Origin of the sequence: Vibrio aquimaris, from assembly GCF_009363415.1 — a bacterium.
GTDB classification, from domain to species: Bacteria; Pseudomonadota; Gammaproteobacteria; order Enterobacterales; family Vibrionaceae; genus Vibrio; species Vibrio aquimaris.
The window spans coordinates 2,773,488-2,788,322 of the sequence record NZ_CP045350.1 but is presented as its reverse complement, the minus strand read 5'-3'; the positions used below and the strand labels follow the sequence as shown (position 1 = coordinate 2,788,322).

The 14,835-nt window shown below is 41.5% G+C and carries 17 protein-coding genes; 10 read left to right on the top strand and 7 right to left on the bottom strand.

What is annotated here, in order from left to right; all coding sequences use genetic code 11:
• Window positions 1-20: 20 nt before the first annotated feature.
• Genes lptB through FIV01_RS12820 form a run of 6 tightly spaced genes read right to left on the bottom strand, consistent with a single transcriptional unit; the run spans window position 21 to window position 4,304 of the window.
• A complete protein-coding gene (lptB, locus tag FIV01_RS12845) occupies window positions 21-746 on the bottom strand; it encodes an LPS export ABC transporter ATP-binding protein (protein ID WP_114787775.1) in 726 nt (241 codons plus the stop codon).
• A gap of 2 nt (window positions 747-748) precedes the next feature.
• Window positions 749-1,246, bottom strand: coding sequence for a lipopolysaccharide transport periplasmic protein LptA (lptA, locus tag FIV01_RS12840; protein ID WP_152431341.1), 498 nt, complete (start codon window positions 1,244-1,246; stop codon window positions 749-751).
• Window positions 1,227-1,790 carry an LPS export ABC transporter periplasmic protein LptC gene (lptC, locus tag FIV01_RS12835; RefSeq protein WP_152431340.1) on the bottom strand — a complete coding sequence of 188 codons (564 nt, stop codon included), beginning with the start codon at window positions 1,788-1,790 and terminating at the stop codon, window positions 1,227-1,229. The genes lptA and lptC overlap by 20 nt, the downstream gene beginning before the upstream one ends.
• Window positions 1,787-2,344: a 3-deoxy-manno-octulosonate-8-phosphatase KdsC gene (kdsC, locus tag FIV01_RS12830; protein WP_152431339.1), complete on the bottom strand. Its 558-nt coding sequence runs from the start codon at window positions 2,342-2,344 to the stop codon at window positions 1,787-1,789. The genes lptC and kdsC overlap by 4 nt, the downstream gene beginning before the upstream one ends.
• A complete protein-coding gene (locus tag FIV01_RS12825) occupies window positions 2,344-3,309 on the bottom strand; it encodes a KpsF/GutQ family sugar-phosphate isomerase (protein ID WP_152431338.1) in 966 nt (321 codons plus the stop codon). Before FIV01_RS12825 ends, kdsC begins: the two co-directional genes overlap by 1 nt.
• Before the next feature lie 23 nt (window positions 3,310-3,332).
• On the bottom strand, window positions 3,333-4,304 hold the full coding sequence (locus FIV01_RS12820) for a calcium/sodium antiporter (RefSeq protein WP_152431337.1): 972 nt from the start codon (window positions 4,302-4,304) through the stop codon (window positions 3,333-3,335).
• A gap of 235 nt (window positions 4,305-4,539) precedes the next feature.
• Here FIV01_RS12820 and mlaF point away from each other — a divergent pair, with 235 nt between their 5' ends.
• The 8 genes from mlaF to FIV01_RS12780 all read left to right on the top strand — a co-directional run bounded on the left by mlaF (window position 4,540) and on the right by FIV01_RS12780 (window position 9,966).
• Window positions 4,540-5,343, top strand: a complete 804-nt coding sequence (gene mlaF / locus FIV01_RS12815; protein WP_152431336.1) for a phospholipid ABC transporter ATP-binding protein MlaF — start codon at window positions 4,540-4,542, stop codon at window positions 5,341-5,343.
• Complete coding sequence (gene mlaE / locus FIV01_RS12810; protein ID WP_152431335.1) at window positions 5,333-6,124, top strand: lipid asymmetry maintenance ABC transporter permease subunit MlaE; 792 nt, start codon at window positions 5,333-5,335, stop codon at window positions 6,122-6,124. Before mlaF ends, mlaE begins: the two co-directional genes overlap by 11 nt.
• A gap of 2 nt (window positions 6,125-6,126) precedes the next feature.
• Window positions 6,127-6,621, top strand: a complete 495-nt coding sequence (mlaD, locus tag FIV01_RS12805; protein WP_152431334.1) for an outer membrane lipid asymmetry maintenance protein MlaD — start codon at window positions 6,127-6,129, stop codon at window positions 6,619-6,621.
• Between the two features lie 2 nt (window positions 6,622-6,623).
• Window positions 6,624-7,265, top strand: coding sequence for a phospholipid-binding protein MlaC (mlaC, locus tag FIV01_RS12800; protein ID WP_152431333.1), 642 nt, complete (start codon window positions 6,624-6,626; stop codon window positions 7,263-7,265).
• On the top strand, window positions 7,262-7,570 hold the full coding sequence (locus tag FIV01_RS12795) for an STAS domain-containing protein (protein ID WP_152431332.1): 309 nt from the start codon (window positions 7,262-7,264) through the stop codon (window positions 7,568-7,570). The genes mlaC and FIV01_RS12795 overlap by 4 nt, the downstream gene beginning before the upstream one ends.
• Before the next feature lie 13 nt (window positions 7,571-7,583).
• The gene (ibaG, locus tag FIV01_RS12790) at window positions 7,584-7,838 is read left to right on the top strand and encodes a BolA family iron metabolism protein IbaG (protein WP_152431331.1); all 255 of its coding nucleotides are present in this window, start codon (window positions 7,584-7,586) and stop codon (window positions 7,836-7,838) included.
• A gap of 9 nt (window positions 7,839-7,847) precedes the next feature.
• Entirely contained in the window at window positions 7,848-9,113 is a 1,266-nt protein-coding gene (gene murA, locus FIV01_RS12785) for a UDP-N-acetylglucosamine 1-carboxyvinyltransferase (protein ID WP_152431330.1), read from the top strand.
• 112 nt (window positions 9,114-9,225) lie between these two features.
• Window positions 9,226-9,966 (top strand): 1-acylglycerol-3-phosphate O-acyltransferase, encoded by a 741-nt coding sequence (locus FIV01_RS12780; protein ID WP_152431329.1) that lies wholly within the window; start codon window positions 9,226-9,228, stop codon window positions 9,964-9,966.
• A 67-nt stretch (window positions 9,967-10,033) separates the two neighbouring features.
• Here FIV01_RS12780 and arcA read toward each other — a convergent pair whose 3' ends face one another.
• Window positions 10,034-11,254, bottom strand: coding sequence for an arginine deiminase (gene arcA / locus FIV01_RS12775; protein ID WP_152431328.1), 1,221 nt, complete (start codon window positions 11,252-11,254; stop codon window positions 10,034-10,036).
• A 564-nt stretch (window positions 11,255-11,818) separates the two neighbouring features.
• Here arcA and rraB point away from each other — a divergent pair.
• Both rraB and FIV01_RS12765 read left to right on the top strand, forming a co-directional pair.
• Entirely contained in the window at window positions 11,819-12,226 is a 408-nt protein-coding gene (gene rraB / locus FIV01_RS12770) for a ribonuclease E inhibitor RraB (protein ID WP_152431327.1), read from the top strand.
• 1,014 nt (window positions 12,227-13,240) lie between these two features.
• Window positions 13,241-14,833, top strand: coding sequence for an MBL fold metallo-hydrolase (locus tag FIV01_RS12765; protein WP_152431326.1), 1,593 nt, complete (start codon window positions 13,241-13,243; stop codon window positions 14,831-14,833).
• Window positions 14,834-14,835 lie beyond the last annotated feature (2 nt).

Here is a 14,835-nt window from a genome sequence, read left to right as displayed (position 1 = left end):
CTTATCGTTCTTCAGTTTAATCATAGACGGAATTGTTCACCGAGATAAACTTGTTTTACTTGTTCATTGTTAAGCACTTGATCTGGCGTACCTTCAGCAATCAAGTGCCCTTGGCTGACTATATATGCTTTTTCACATACGTCTAATGTCTCACGCACATTATGATCTGTTATAAGTACACCCAACCCACGATCACGTAAGTGTTCAATGATCTTTTTGATATCGATGACTGAAATAGGATCGACACCAGCAAAGGGCTCATCCAACAAAATAAACTGAGGATTGGCGGCAAGAGCTCTGGCGATTTCTACGCGTCGACGTTCCCCGCCAGAGAGTGCCATACCCGCACTGTGTCGAATGTGCTGAATATGAAATTCCTCTAGTAAATCTTCCAGCTTGTCTTGTCTTTGCTCGCGTGTAAGCTCGTCACGAGTTTCCAGAACTGCCATGATGTTATCTTCAACTGACAGTTTGCGAAAGATAGAAGCTTCTTGTGGTAAGTAGCCAATTCCCATTCGAGAACGGCTGTGCATAGGAAGGATACTAATATCTTTACCATCAATGGTAATGGATCCCTCATCACGAGCGACAAGACCAACTATCATGTAAAACGACGTGGTTTTACCAGCACCATTGGGGCCGAGTAGACCAACAATTTGCCCTGAAGTCACTTCTAGGCTTACATCGCTGACAACTCGTCGGTTACCGTAAGTCTTTGCTAAGTGCTCTGCTTTTAATTTTGCCATAGTTATTCTTGAATCGTTTGTGGCTGAAGGATTGTTTTTACACGCTCACCCGTTTGATTTCCATCTGCGATAAGCTTCTGATCAGAAATTTTGTATCGAATTTTTTTGCTGCGTATTTCACTATCATCCTGAGATAGCATCGCTTTTTCTATCATGATCAATTCGTCTTTGACGACTTTGTAGTAGAGCTCTTTTGCTTCACCATAAAGTGTTTTTCCATCGTCAGTGAGCTGTGAAAAAGTGGCAAGATCGCCATACCCTTCTATTTCCTGAATTGTACCATCCTTTGGGTTGCGGGTGACGATAACCTTATCCGCATTAATATTGATACTTCCTTGCTTGAGCGTGACCTCTCCTATAAAGATCGCTTTGTTGCTCTGCATATCAAGCTGCTGAGTTGCAGAATTGATATAGGCTGGTTGATCTAGGTCAGTCGACAAGGCCAAGACTGGTCCTGAAATGAGTAAAAAAGAAATTAGGCTAAGGTGTGACAGTTTCATATCTACTTTGTACGTTATTGTATAGGGTTGCATTATTCTCGGCAAAGTTACCTTTCATCGCTTGGCCTACGGTTTCAAATTGTGGTCCGACCAAAGTCACTTGGTTATCAGCCCAAAAGTCACGATTATCCAATTGAATACTCAGTATTTCGGTTGACATAGTATCAAAACCTGATTCAGGCAGTAGGTTTTTTGCAAGTACATTTGTTCGCAGAGTCAGGACATGTTCTTTATCTAAGGTACCCTGTTCAGCTGTGACCTCCCACTCTTGTGTCGTTCCCTCTTTGTAAACTTTTAAGACTGGGTGATCAAAAATGGTATCGCCACTTGTGGCGAAGTGGTCAAGTCTAACAGAGGTAATGACATAGCTGCGAATACCTTGCTCGTTGAATGAGGTGTTGGTTAGGTTTTCACCGCTAAACATGGGTAGTTCAGTGTTTGGTTCAACCTGTATGTCGTACCCATCGCTTCTCTCGATCAAATAGTATGTTGACCAAGAAATAACGAATGTCAGCAAAAGGTAACCGATACGAGATAAGCTCATATACTCAGACCTTGATGGACTTCAAGTTCATTACGAGACTGTAAGATAAGGTCACAGACTTCTCTGACAGCACCATGCCCGCCAAGTGTTTTAGTGACATAGTTTGCTCGCTGTACCAATAAGGGATGACCGTCTGCTACGCACACTTTTAATGCCACTTTTTCCATTACGGGCCAATCGATGAGATCATCACCAATGTAGCCAGTATGTTTTGGTGATATTTTCAACTTATCACATATGTCTTGGTACGCCTGTAGTTTGTCGTCCTGACCTTGGTAGACCAGCGATATGCCAAGAGTGTGCATGCGATTTTCCACAATGTTTGACTGTCGGCCGGTGATGATTGCGACTTCGATACCTGCGTTCATCAGTGATTTAACGCCATACCCGTCTCTGGTGTGGAAAGTTTTTAATTCTTCACCATTATTACCCATGTATATGAGCCCATCAGAAAACACGCCATCCACGTCGCAAATCAACAACTTAATGTGTTTGGCAATGTTAAATGTATTTGGTTCCACTGGTTTGTATAAAGTTTGAATCATTGTCGACATTACATGACTCCTGCTTTCAATAGGTCATGCATGTTTAGTGCACCCACTACTTTATCTTTATCACACAAAATAAGACCATTTATCGACTTATCTTGCATTAAGTTGAGTCCTTCTGCGGCAAGAATGTTGGGATTAGCTGTCGTAGGGTGAGTGGTCATGACGTCGCTGATTTTTGCGTTATGTATGTCAACACGTTTGTCGAGTATACGGCGCAGATCACCATCAGTGAAAATACCGACTAGTTTTTGATTCTCGTCAACAACAGCAGTCATCCCAAGGCCTTTTTGGCTAATGACCAATAATGCGTCTCTGACGAGGGTTTCAGGCGTGACTAGTGGAAGATTATCACCTGTATGCATAATATCAGAAAGTCTAAGCAATAGCTTTCGTCCTAAAGCGCCTCCAGGGTGCGATAAAGCAAAGTCTTCCGCCGTAAAGCCGCGTGCTTGAAGCAAAGCAACCGCCAACGCATCTCCCATAGCAAGAGTGGCTGTTGTGCTTGCAGTTGGAGCCAGACCTAAAGGACATGCTTCTTTAGGAACGGTGACTTGCAGGTGACAGTCAGACAGTTTCGCCATAGTGGAATAAGGTTTGCCTGTCATACTTATGACTTTAATGTTCAGCCGTTTGAGTACTGGAAATAAAGCTAGAATCTCTGAGGATTCACCAGAGTTAGAGATCGCAAGGAGAATATCTCCAGCTTTTATCATGCCGAGATCGCCATGAGCGGCTTCGCCTGGATGTACAAAAAATGCTGAGGTACCTGTGCTAGCAAGTGTAGCTGCAATTTTTTTTCCAATATGGCCAGATTTTCCCATACCCATGACCACAACTTTCCCATCATGGTTGGCGAGAATAAGCTTGCAAGTATTTGCGAAATCATCATTTACATATTGTTCGAGCTGTTCAAGAGCCTCGATCTCTGTATTCAACACTGCAAGGGCAGCGGAGCGAAAGTCAAACATGTCAAACTCCCAGCAATTAAAGTTTAAGCGGTCATATTGAGGATTAAGTATCCTTGATATGTAATAAAGCAGCAGAAAAGTATGGCACCCTCAATACGATTAATACTTCGTGATTTACCCAAAGCCATAGCAACTAAAAGCAAAGAGACACCTAGCATGATCCAAAAGTCTCTTCCCATAGCATATTGACTAAGAATGGATGGATTCAAAACTCCGGGAATGCCCATGACGGCAAGGATATTAAAAACGTTAGAGCCGATAATATTCCCTACAGCCAGATCGTCCTCGCCTTTCATCACTCCAGCGAGAGAAGCAGCAAGTTCTGGTAAGCTAGTGCCGACCGCTATAATAGTCAGTCCAATCACAAGATCACTCATACCAAAATATTGGGCGATATAGACAGCACTATCAACCAAGGTATCTGCGGCAATAGGTAAGATAACTAATCCGACAACTACCCAGATTACCGCTTTGAGATTGCCAACACCTTCTGGTATCTCTGATTCTTGTTCTTCAAGTAAAGGATCTTGTTGACCGCTCTGTTGCTCTTTTCGGCTAATCCTTAGCATAGCGACTATAAAAGCGGTAAACAGAACAAATAGTAAGACACCTTCATAAAAACCAAGTCGGCTATCCCATAGTAATACTCCAGCCAGAATGGTTACCCCAATCATTAGGGGTAACTCTCTACGGAGAATCGCCGAGCTAATCGACAAGGGTTTGACCATTGCAGTAATACCAAGAATTAATGCAATATTAGCAATATTTGAGCCTAATACGTTGCCAACCGCAGTATCTGTTTTGCCACCTAACGCAGCGGTTGCTGATACCATCATTTCTGGGGCAGAAGAACCCATCGCCAAGATGGTCATGCCGATAACAAGAGGAGAAATACCCATGTTTCGTGCTAATGCTGCAGCACCAAAAACGAGCTTATCAGCACTCCAAACTAGAAAGCCTAATCCAACAACCAGAAACGCAATCGCTTCAAACATGGTGATCCTTAATTTAGTGGCTAAACGGATAAAATTAACAGCTAATTTTGACGGTTTAACTGAAAAAAGGGAAGTAATTAATTGCTCACCAATAAAATTGATGGGCGATATCAGCTATGTTAAGAGAGATAAGTTTATTTAGTAAAATGTTAGCCATAATTCATTGAGCAGTGCTTTAAATTGTTACTTAATGCGCTTATGATTGCCGATTCGAAGCGCTAAGTCAGGGTGTGCCATGTCTTCTTCTGATCTTGTAACCATTAATAACTTAACTTTTTCCCGCGGTAAAAGGCGGATTTTTGATGATGTTAGCCTGAATGTTCCGAGCGGAAAAATTACCGCGATTATGGGGCCTTCTGGCATAGGAAAAACGACCTTGTTGCGTCTCATCGGAGGGCAACTTCATCCAGAACAAGGAGAAGTGTGGTTTGATGGTAAAAATATTCCAACATTAAGTCGTAAGCGACTGTATCAAGAGAGAAAAAAAATGAGCATGTTGTTTCAATCTGGCGCATTGTTCACTGATCTCAATGTTTTTGACAATGTTGCATTTCCGCTTCGAGAGCATACTCATTTAAACGAAGAACTGATTCGTACTTTAGTATTACTGAAGCTTGAAGCTGTGGGCTTACGTGGTGCGGCACAATTGATGCCAAGTGAGCTATCTGGTGGGATGGCTCGGAGAGCGGCGTTGGCGCGTGCAATAGCTCTTGATCCAAATCTCATCATGTATGATGAGCCATTTGTCGGTCAAGACCCTATTACAATGGGGGTCTTGGTCGAGTTGATTCGTAATCTAAATCAAGCTTTGAGCATTACTTCTGTGGTGGTGTCTCATGATGTTCCTGAGGTAATGAGTATCGCTGATTGGGTCTACATTTTGGCCAATGGTAAAATTATCGCCAAGGGAACGCCAGCAGAGTTAAGAGCTAACCCGGATCCACAAGTACAACAATTTCTTCATGGGGATGCCGATGGACCAGTGCCATTTCGTTTCCCAGCACAGTCTTTAGCGAAGGAGATCTTCGATGGCATTTGATCTGGCAGACTTTATTGCCGCTACAGGACGAAGAACACTCAATGTATTTGAGTCTTTTGGCCGCGCAAGTTTGATGATGTTTGGTGCTCTGGCATCTCGACCTCAACCAATTAAAAATCTGCCTTTATTGATTAAGCAATTGTATAGCGTTGGCGTTCAATCTTTGATCATCATTGTATTATCGGGACTGTTTATCGGTATGGTATTGAGCCTGCAAGGTTACATCATTCTGGTGGATTTTGGTGCCGAGGGTGCTCTGGGGCAAATGGTCGCGTTGTCATTGCTCCGAGAATTGGGGCCTGTTGTTACTGCTCTTTTGTTTGCAGGTAGAGCAGGATCGGCTTTGACCGCTGAAATTGGCTTGATGAAGGCAACTGAGCAGTTATCAAGTCTGGAAATGATGGCTGTCGATCCTCTAAAAAGGGTTATCGCACCGCGCTTTTGGGCAGGAGTGATATCAATGCCTATGCTAGCGATGATTTTTATGGCAGTGGGTATTTGGGGTGGCCAATTAGTGGGTGTCGATTGGAAAGGCATTGACCACGGGAGCTTCTGGGCTGCTATGCAAGCTTCGGTTGAACTCGGGCAGGATATCGGCAATAGCTTAATTAAGAGTTTAGTATTTGCTATCACAGTAACTTGGATAGCATTGTTCAATGGGTATGACGCTATTCCGACCTCAGAAGGGATAAGTCGAGCGACGACTCGTACCGTTGTACATTCTTCATTGGCAGTACTTGGTTTAGACTTTGTACTGACAGCCTTGATGTTTGGGAATTAATTATGCAACAAACAAGAAAAATTGAATTATGGGTTGGCACTTTTGTTATTGCTGGAATTTGCGCAGTTTTGGTGATGATTTTTCAAGTAGCTGACGTAAAAGGGTTGGGTACTAACGATACTTACACACTCAAAGCTGAGTTCGATAATATAGGAAGCTTAAAAGTACGCTCACCTGTTAAAGTTGGGGGAGTAGTCGTCGGACGTGTGGCAGATATTGGACTCAATAAAGAAAATCTTCTTCCTGTTGTCACTATGTCAATTAATGCGGAATATGATCAATTTCCAGACACATCGAGCGTGAAGATATTAACTTCAGGTTTGATAGGCGAGCAATATATAGGGTTAACACCAGGCTTTATTTTTGATGATGAAGAGATGTTGGTCGATGGTAACTATATCGAAGATACTAAATCAGCTTTGGTATTAGAAGATCTGATAGGGCAAGTCTTATACAGCGTTGGTGGCGGTGATTCAGACAAGAAGGAAGAGGACTAAGCATGTTAAAGCGGTTATTAGTGAGCCTAGCTCTGTATACTGTCACCTTGACAGTGAATGCGACTGATATTGATAAAACGCAGCCTTACCAAATGATGAAGCAGGTGTCAGAAATAGCTTTTAATCGACTGAAGTCAGAACAGGAGGCTGTTCATAAAAATCCCGATCACCTGAAGATCATTGTCGAAGAAGAATTAATGCCGTATATCAACGAAAAATATGCCGCATTAAAGCTATTGGGACCTAATTTAAAAGGCGCTAAACGTGAAGATGTTGGTACGTTTATTAACGCTTTTCGAGCCTATCTGGTGAGCTCTTACGCCCAGGTTTTAACTCAATACACTAACCAAGAGATTGAGTTTGGCCCTGAACCTAAAATAGATGCAAACAAGAAGATTACGGGCGTGAAAGTCGACATTATCGATAGCCCAAGGCCCAATATCAAGCTTGAATTTAAATTGAGAAAAGACAAAAAAACGGGTGAGTGGAAGGCTTTTGACATTATCGCTGAGGGAGTCAGTTTACTTTCCAGCAAACAATCAGAGTGGAGCACACAATTGCGTCAAGAGGGTATCTTGTCCGTTGCTAAAGAACTTGAAGAACTGGCAGCTCGACCGATTCGTTTTGAGAGTAAAGACAAATGAACTCAGAACAATGGCGGCAACTACCTGACGACAAATATCAGATACTAGGAGTGCTTGATAGAGAGTCTGTGCCAGAATTGTGGGCGTTTTTGTCTCAATGGAATCCCAGTCACTCCAATATAGAGCTAAGTTTAGAAAAGGTAGAGAGAGTCGACTCTGCTGGTATGGTGATGCTAATTCATCTTTTAGAGCATGCAAAAATTAAAAACTGTCATATAATGCTCAGTTTCGTGCCGAAACAACTGCTAACTTTGTTTCAGTTGAGCAACGTTGAAGAATGTATCGATGGGCATATAAAGAAGTAAACAGGGGTAAGTGGTGGATAGTGCCAAAGTACAGCAAATTTTAGAGCAAGCACTTCATTTAGAAGAACTTCACGTCAAAGGTGAGGGTAGTCATTACGAAGTCGTGGCGGTAGATGCTTGTTTTGATGGAATGAGTCGAGTGAAAAAACAGCAGTTGGTATATGCTCCCTTGATGGAATATATTCAACGAAATGACATCCATGCCGTTTCTATTAAGGCTTACTCCCCGGACGAGTGGGCTCGAGATAAGAAACTGATGTCTCTGTAAGGGTTAATAATGGATAAGTTTCGAGTAATAGGTTCCAAGCAACCACTTAATGGTGAAGTCACGATTTCAGGAGCAAAAAATGCGGCATTGCCAATATTATTTGCCTCTATTTTGGCACAAGAACCGGTAGAGGTAGCTAATGTTCCTCACTTGCGTGATATTGACACCACAATGGAGCTGCTAAAGCGTTTGGGTGCGAAAGTAGAACGTAATGGTTCTGTGCATGTTGATCCAAGTGGTATCCATGAGTTTTGTGCACCCTATGATTTAGTCAAAACAATGCGTGCTTCTATTTGGGCTCTGGGACCTTTAGTTGCTCGTTTTGGTCAGGGACAAGTGTCACTTCCCGGTGGCTGCGCTATTGGGGCCAGACCCGTTGATCTCCATATCCATGGCTTAGAGCAGTTGGGCGCAACTATTGTGCTAGAAGATGGTTATGTAAAGGCAAGTGTTGATGGGCGATTACAAGGTGCTCATATTGTTATGGATAAAGTCAGCGTTGGTGCCACGATAACCATAATGAGTGCCGCGACCTTGGCGCAAGGAACGACAGTGCTAGATAATGCCGCGCGCGAGCCTGAAATTGTTGATACTGCAGAGTTTCTTAATCAACTTGGTGCCAAGATATCGGGTGCAGGTACAGATACTATTACCATTGAAGGTGTTGAATACCTTGGTGGTGGTAAACATGCTGTTGTGGCAGATCGCATTGAAACAGGGACTTTCCTAGTGGCCGCCGCGGTATCACGAGGCAAAGTGGTATGCCGTAATACCAAAGCCCATTTACTTGAAGCTGTGTTAGCAAAACTAGAAGAGGCCGGAGCTAAAGTTGAAACTGGCGAAGACTGGATTTCAGTTGATATGCGCGAACGTGAGTTAAAAGCTGTGACTGTGCGAACCTCGCCGCACCCAGGTTTTCCGACCGATATGCAAGCGCAATTTACTCTGCTGAACATCATGGCTCAAGGTGGTGGAGTGATCACGGAAACTATTTTCGAAAATCGCTTTATGCACGTGCCTGAACTGATGCGCATGGGCGCAAAAGCTGAAATTGAAGGTAACACTGTTATTTGTGGTGATGTAGAAGAATTGAGTGGCGCTCAAGTAATGGCGACTGATTTACGTGCGTCAGCCAGTTTAGTTATTGCAGGCTGTATTGCTCAAGGTGAAACGATCGTCGATAGAATTTATCATATAGATCGCGGTTACGATAAGATTGAAGATAAGTTATCTGCTCTTGGAGCGAATATCGAGCGCTTTAGCGATTCTCACTGATTCTAACTCGCAAAGCTAAGCCGAAACGGGAGTTTCGGCTTTTTTATGAGGGTAAGATCAGTTAGAGTCATGGACATAGACTACTGACTGTTTTGTTGTTGGAGCACAACTAATGATTGCACTATTACGTGTATTGGCTATCGCGATTTTTGCCATTGTGATGTTTATATTTGGCTGTGGTTATTGCTTATTGAGCCCTCGAAACCCCAAACACGTTTTTACCTTTGGTCGCTTGTTTAGCAAGATGTCTCGTGTCTTTGGTGTCACTCTCGAATTACGCATACCGAGTGATGCATACCAACGTGGACAGCACGTCTACATTGCCAACCACCAAAATAATTGGGATTTGTTTACCGTATCTTCAGCTGTGACGCCTAAAGTCGTTACGGTAGGGAAAAAAAGTTTGGCTTGGATGCCTTTGTTTGGCCAATTGTATTGGTTGACGGGTAATATATTGATCGATAGGGCTAATCGCTCAAAAGCCAAAAGTACTATCGATCAAGTTGTCGATAATATGAAGGCTAGCGAAGTATCGGTATGGATGTTTCCTGAAGGAACACGTTCTCGTGGACGCGGTTTATTGCCATTTAAAACAGGCGCATTTCATGCGGCGGTAGGAGCTAAGGTTGCCGTTGTACCAATTGTGTGTAGCACGACATGTGGCCTTAAACTCAACCGCTGGAATAATGGCCATGTGATTGTTGAGATGCTTCCACCTGTTAGTTCAGAAGATTTCGATAAAGCTAATATTCGAGAGTTTGCTAACATTTGCCATCAGCAGATGAAAGATAAGCTCCAAGCATTAGATGAAGAAGTAAAAGCGCTTAATTTAGAATCTGGTGTTAGAGCTTGAACAGAGCCAGCTTTGGTTAAAAAAGGGGAAAGCAATGCTTTCCCCTTTTTTCGTTTATTGCTTTGTTCTAGATATTATCTCTCTCTATTGGACAGCTCATACAACGAGCTCCACCTCGCCCACGGCCTAATTCATTGCCGGGGATGGGTAAAACGGTAATACCCGCTTTGTCATATTTTTCATTGGTATAAACGTTGCGCTCATAGCCAATCACAACACCGGGCTTGACGGTCAACACATTATTGGCATCATTCCATTGTTCACGCTCTGCTTCATAATTATTGCCACCTGTAGTAATAATTTTGAGGTAGTCAACGCCGAGAGCTTGTTCAATTGCATGGGTATAACTTGGAACTTGCTCCACCGTCATCTCATTACTGCCTTTTGGTGTAAGCTTCCATGTGTCGAGGTCTTTTCGCATGATTTCTGGATAAACAGAGAAAGTATCAATATCCATGTGAGTCATAACGGTATCTAGGTGCATGCAAGATCTATGTTTGGGTAAATCAACAGCGATGACTTGCTTTGCTTGGCCATGACGGAACAGATTGGCTGCTAGATTCTCAACCCCTTGCGGAGTGCTGCGTTCAGACATTCCAACCAGTACAGCACCTTTTCCGATGACGAGAACATCGCCACCTTCAATATTGGCATTATCATAGTGTAAATCTTCATCACCAAAATATTTAATAAAATCTTGGCCTGCAAATACAGGGTGCCAACGATAAATCGCTCTCAAGTGATTGGTCTCTCGTTGTCTTGCAGGTTTCATCATTGGATTGAGAGAGACGCCGCCATAAACCCAACATGATGTATCACGAGTAAATAAATGATTGGGCAGGGGCTCAATCACAAAATCCAGCGGACGATGCATTTTGGGTAGCATTGAAGAGGATTGGATTGGTAACTCAGAATAAGCCAAGCCTCCAAGCAGCACAGTGGCTAGGTGTTCGTTATCCATATCGGATAGGTAATGGCGTAAATCTCTCGCAAAGGTAGGGCCATAACGAAAATCTGATATTTGGGTGTCTAGTAGCCACTCTTTTGCCTCTTTCACAGACAGTGTTTCGACTAATAAATCATGGAGGAGTAAAACCTCTACCCCCTGATTTGATAGTGTTTGTGCAAACTGATCATGTTCTTCTCCCGCAGCTTCTACGGCAAGAACATCGTCAAACAGTAGTTCATGGCAGTTTGAAGGTGTTAGATGTGTCAGTGCTCGCTCTGGTCGAGCCAAGAGTACACGCCTCAACTGGCCTACTTCTGAACCTACGTATAACTTACTCATTCTGCATCCTTACAATAATTTCCATTACCTATTTATGACAAGCTTGTTATCAAGATGCAAGTGTATTTATCGGAGTCAATGACTGGGCTTTATGTTATTTTCAGTGATAAATGCTGTTTATGGGCTGTAATTTGATTACTTTCACCTATAGTCATGGCTTGGGTAACAGGTGTTACAATGCGTCGCTATTCGCTATGTCTTCTAATGATTAGTGATAGGTTAGAAAGGTTTTAAGCATACCTATTCACACATTAACAGATAATAATGTGAAAGTTATATTTGTATGCAATTTTGATGAGAATGAATCTATGCATAAGTAGAAAATAAAAACGCATTGGTCGTTTTTATCATAGATGGCGACTATCGGTAGATAGTTCTGAATATCACTGATGATAAAAAAATGTTAATTTTTGCCATTTGTGAGCTTAATCTGTTCTTATCTTCGGTGATGTGAGCGATCAAGTTACTACTCTAGCGTTATTGTGGGTAGCAATTTAATGGTATCCATGCGATATTTCTTGGCGTTAATTTTTGATCAATATTGCCACTATCTGGAGCCGACTTATGTCTCATGAAGACGAATATCTATCAGTTGAAGAATTAATTGAGATTCAAAAGGAGGAGACTCGCGATATCATCCAAGCCTTGCTGGAAGATGGGAGTGAACCAGATGCACTGTATGACATTGAGCATCACCTTTTTGCAGAGAACTTTGAAACTCTAGAGAAAGCAGTTGTAGAGGCTTTTAAAATGGGTTTTGAGGTTCTAGAAGCAGAAGAGACTGAAGATGAAGATGGAAACAAACTCCTTTGCTGTGACGCGACAATGGAATCGGCGTTGAACGCTGAGGCAATAGATGCTCAAGTAGAAAAGCTAATTCACCTCGCTGAGAAGTACGACATTATTTATGATGGTTGGGGAACTTACTACGAGCACCCCTACGATACTGAAGAAGATGGAGGTGACGAGTGATCTTTCGTCATGATAAAAGATTAGTTTGAGGATTAATGCATCTAAGTTAAGACAACTTAACTATTTTTAGCAAGGCCTAGTTGTATAGCGACTAGGCCTTGCTTTATTACGCTTGGGTAGTTTCTTTCAATTCTCTCTGGCAGGGACAAACTCTTTGTCATATCATTCTAGCCGCCACTCGCCTTTAGAGCCTCGTAAACCACCAATGAACTCTTTCTACTTAGTCTTGTCAACATTGAGAGAATTCCTGTCGATTGTTTGTAGTTAAAGCTACTATGATGCAGCCATCTATATCATACCCGAAACTGTGTAGAGAAGGCCAAACGCGTCTTTCACATAAGAAACAATTTGAAAATCATGCGCATAAGTATGCTTAGTCAAATGTTCTATGATATGCATGGAGTGAGTTCATAAAGTTTGTTTTGGTTACCACTATTTTTAGGCTTAAGCTTTTTAGAAAGCACTAGTCAGATTATGCGCAACAATCAAGCGTATGAGTGCGAAGAGCTTGAGAAATCATCGCCTTACCCCAGCCTTTCGAAGGAAGTAAATCCGTTTCTATACACGATTATCACGCCTGAGTCATGCATCTGCTCAAGTTGCTACTTTTGTAGGGCAATCATTGCTATTTTCATGGTACTTATCATGATCCTGATTTCATTGAAAGTCGATCAACTTCAATAAGCACTGAATTAACACGCAATTAACTCAAAGTTAATATCTTTGGTTGTAACTTGCTCGATTGGTTTTTAATTCAATCAATTATGATGGTTTAATGTGATATTTGTATCAGTTTTGTTATCAGGTCGTTTACTTTTTTTTGGTTAAAATTAATTATGCGCATAGTCGTGTATTTGCATGTCATATATATGTATATCGTTCATGTTAATATAAGTTGGTTTTAGTGCGCTTGTTTTTTAATTGCTATGAATGCATTTTGCTGATGGTATTAAATAAACCATTGTTATACCGAAAGCCAGTAACACCATAAATTTAAATGAGATAGTTAACTTTATGAAAAGAAGGAATTGCTGTGAGGCTGAAGATGAGGTGTTTGTCTATCTAAGGAATAATGTATTTGTTGAGCCATTAGTTGAACATTGGTATGCATGGCATTATTTACTTTCTCCGGTTTCTCGTTCTTTTTTTATGAGAAAAAATAGAAAGCAATTAAGATCATTTCTAAAGTATCCTGAATTTCATAGCGATATATCTAGTGGGAAAGTTAGTACAGTTAGGTTATCAAAGGATGATGTGTCCTGTGTGGAAAGCTACTTAGATTGCAATCGACACCAAGAGATACAACAAGAAAAACTACTTTTAGCAGTAGAAAAGCTTGATGATTTAGTCTCACAGTTTAATGGGGACAGCTTAGAGTCTCTTTATCAGGAAGTTCCTTCAGAGTTAAAAGGTAAAGTTGAGCTTTTTTACGCTAGAAATCAGAGCGGTGCATATCGTCTTTTTGAAAATGCATTTAGTGGGATATTTGAAAAATGTGAAAGCGTGTTGTTTACATTAAAAACGGATCACACCACACGTCCGCCAGTCTTTAATACACCACGTTTGAGCCGTCATGAAACTCAGTTTCTGATTGATATTGATTTTAAAGCAAAAGTACTTGATAAGATTTTTCAGGCAAGGCGACGTCCTGTTGATTTCAATAAGCTGTGTCAAGAGATCAATTTAACTGACGAAGCGAAGCTGAAATTCAGAATGATGTTTACATCTGAGTGTGAATATAAAGGACTACCAGAGCCTAGTAATGGAAAGATTCGTTATTTCGGTCATGCGACTTTGCTGATTGAAACGTCATCTGAATCATTGCTGATTGACCCCTGGATTCAGAATGACTCTTTTTTAAAAAATGGGAAAACGTCATATTCGTTAGCGGATTTACCTGACAGTATTGATTATGTTGTGATAACTCATGGGCATGCAGATCACTTTAATGTCGAAACTTTGCTGCAAATCAGACATAAAGTGGGGAACATTATTGTTCCTAAAAGTTCTGGTGACATGATTGAAGACCCGTCACTTGCAAAGATACTCAGGAAAATAGGCTTCGAGAATGTGATCGAAGTGGACTCATTTGAAAATATCCAGGGAAATACTTTTCAGCTACATACTCTTCCTTTTTTGGGAGAGCATGGTGACCTTCGGGTTGATGCAAAGTCATCTTATTATATTGAAACGGATTCTGATCAGTTACTGATATTATCGGATTCGAAGTTTATTCAGCCAGAAATTTATCAATATTTAGTCGATAATTCACTCAAGGTTGGAAAGATGTTTGTCGGCATGGAATGTGAAGGTGCACCCTATACTTGGCTGTATGAACCTCTATTAAACCAAGGTTATCAACCTGAGTATGCGAAGAACCGGCGCCTAGTTGGCTGTGACAGTGATGAAACTGAACAACTTATTAGATTGATCAATCCTGATTCTGTATTTGTATATGCTATGGGTCTTGAACCATGGCTAGAATATTTAATTGGGAAGCCAACAAACTTCGATGACTATATTGTTAGGGAGTATAAACGCTTAGAAGATAAAATGTTGCATGAAGATATAACACTCAAGCTTTTATATTGGTCTGAAGAAATTTAAAT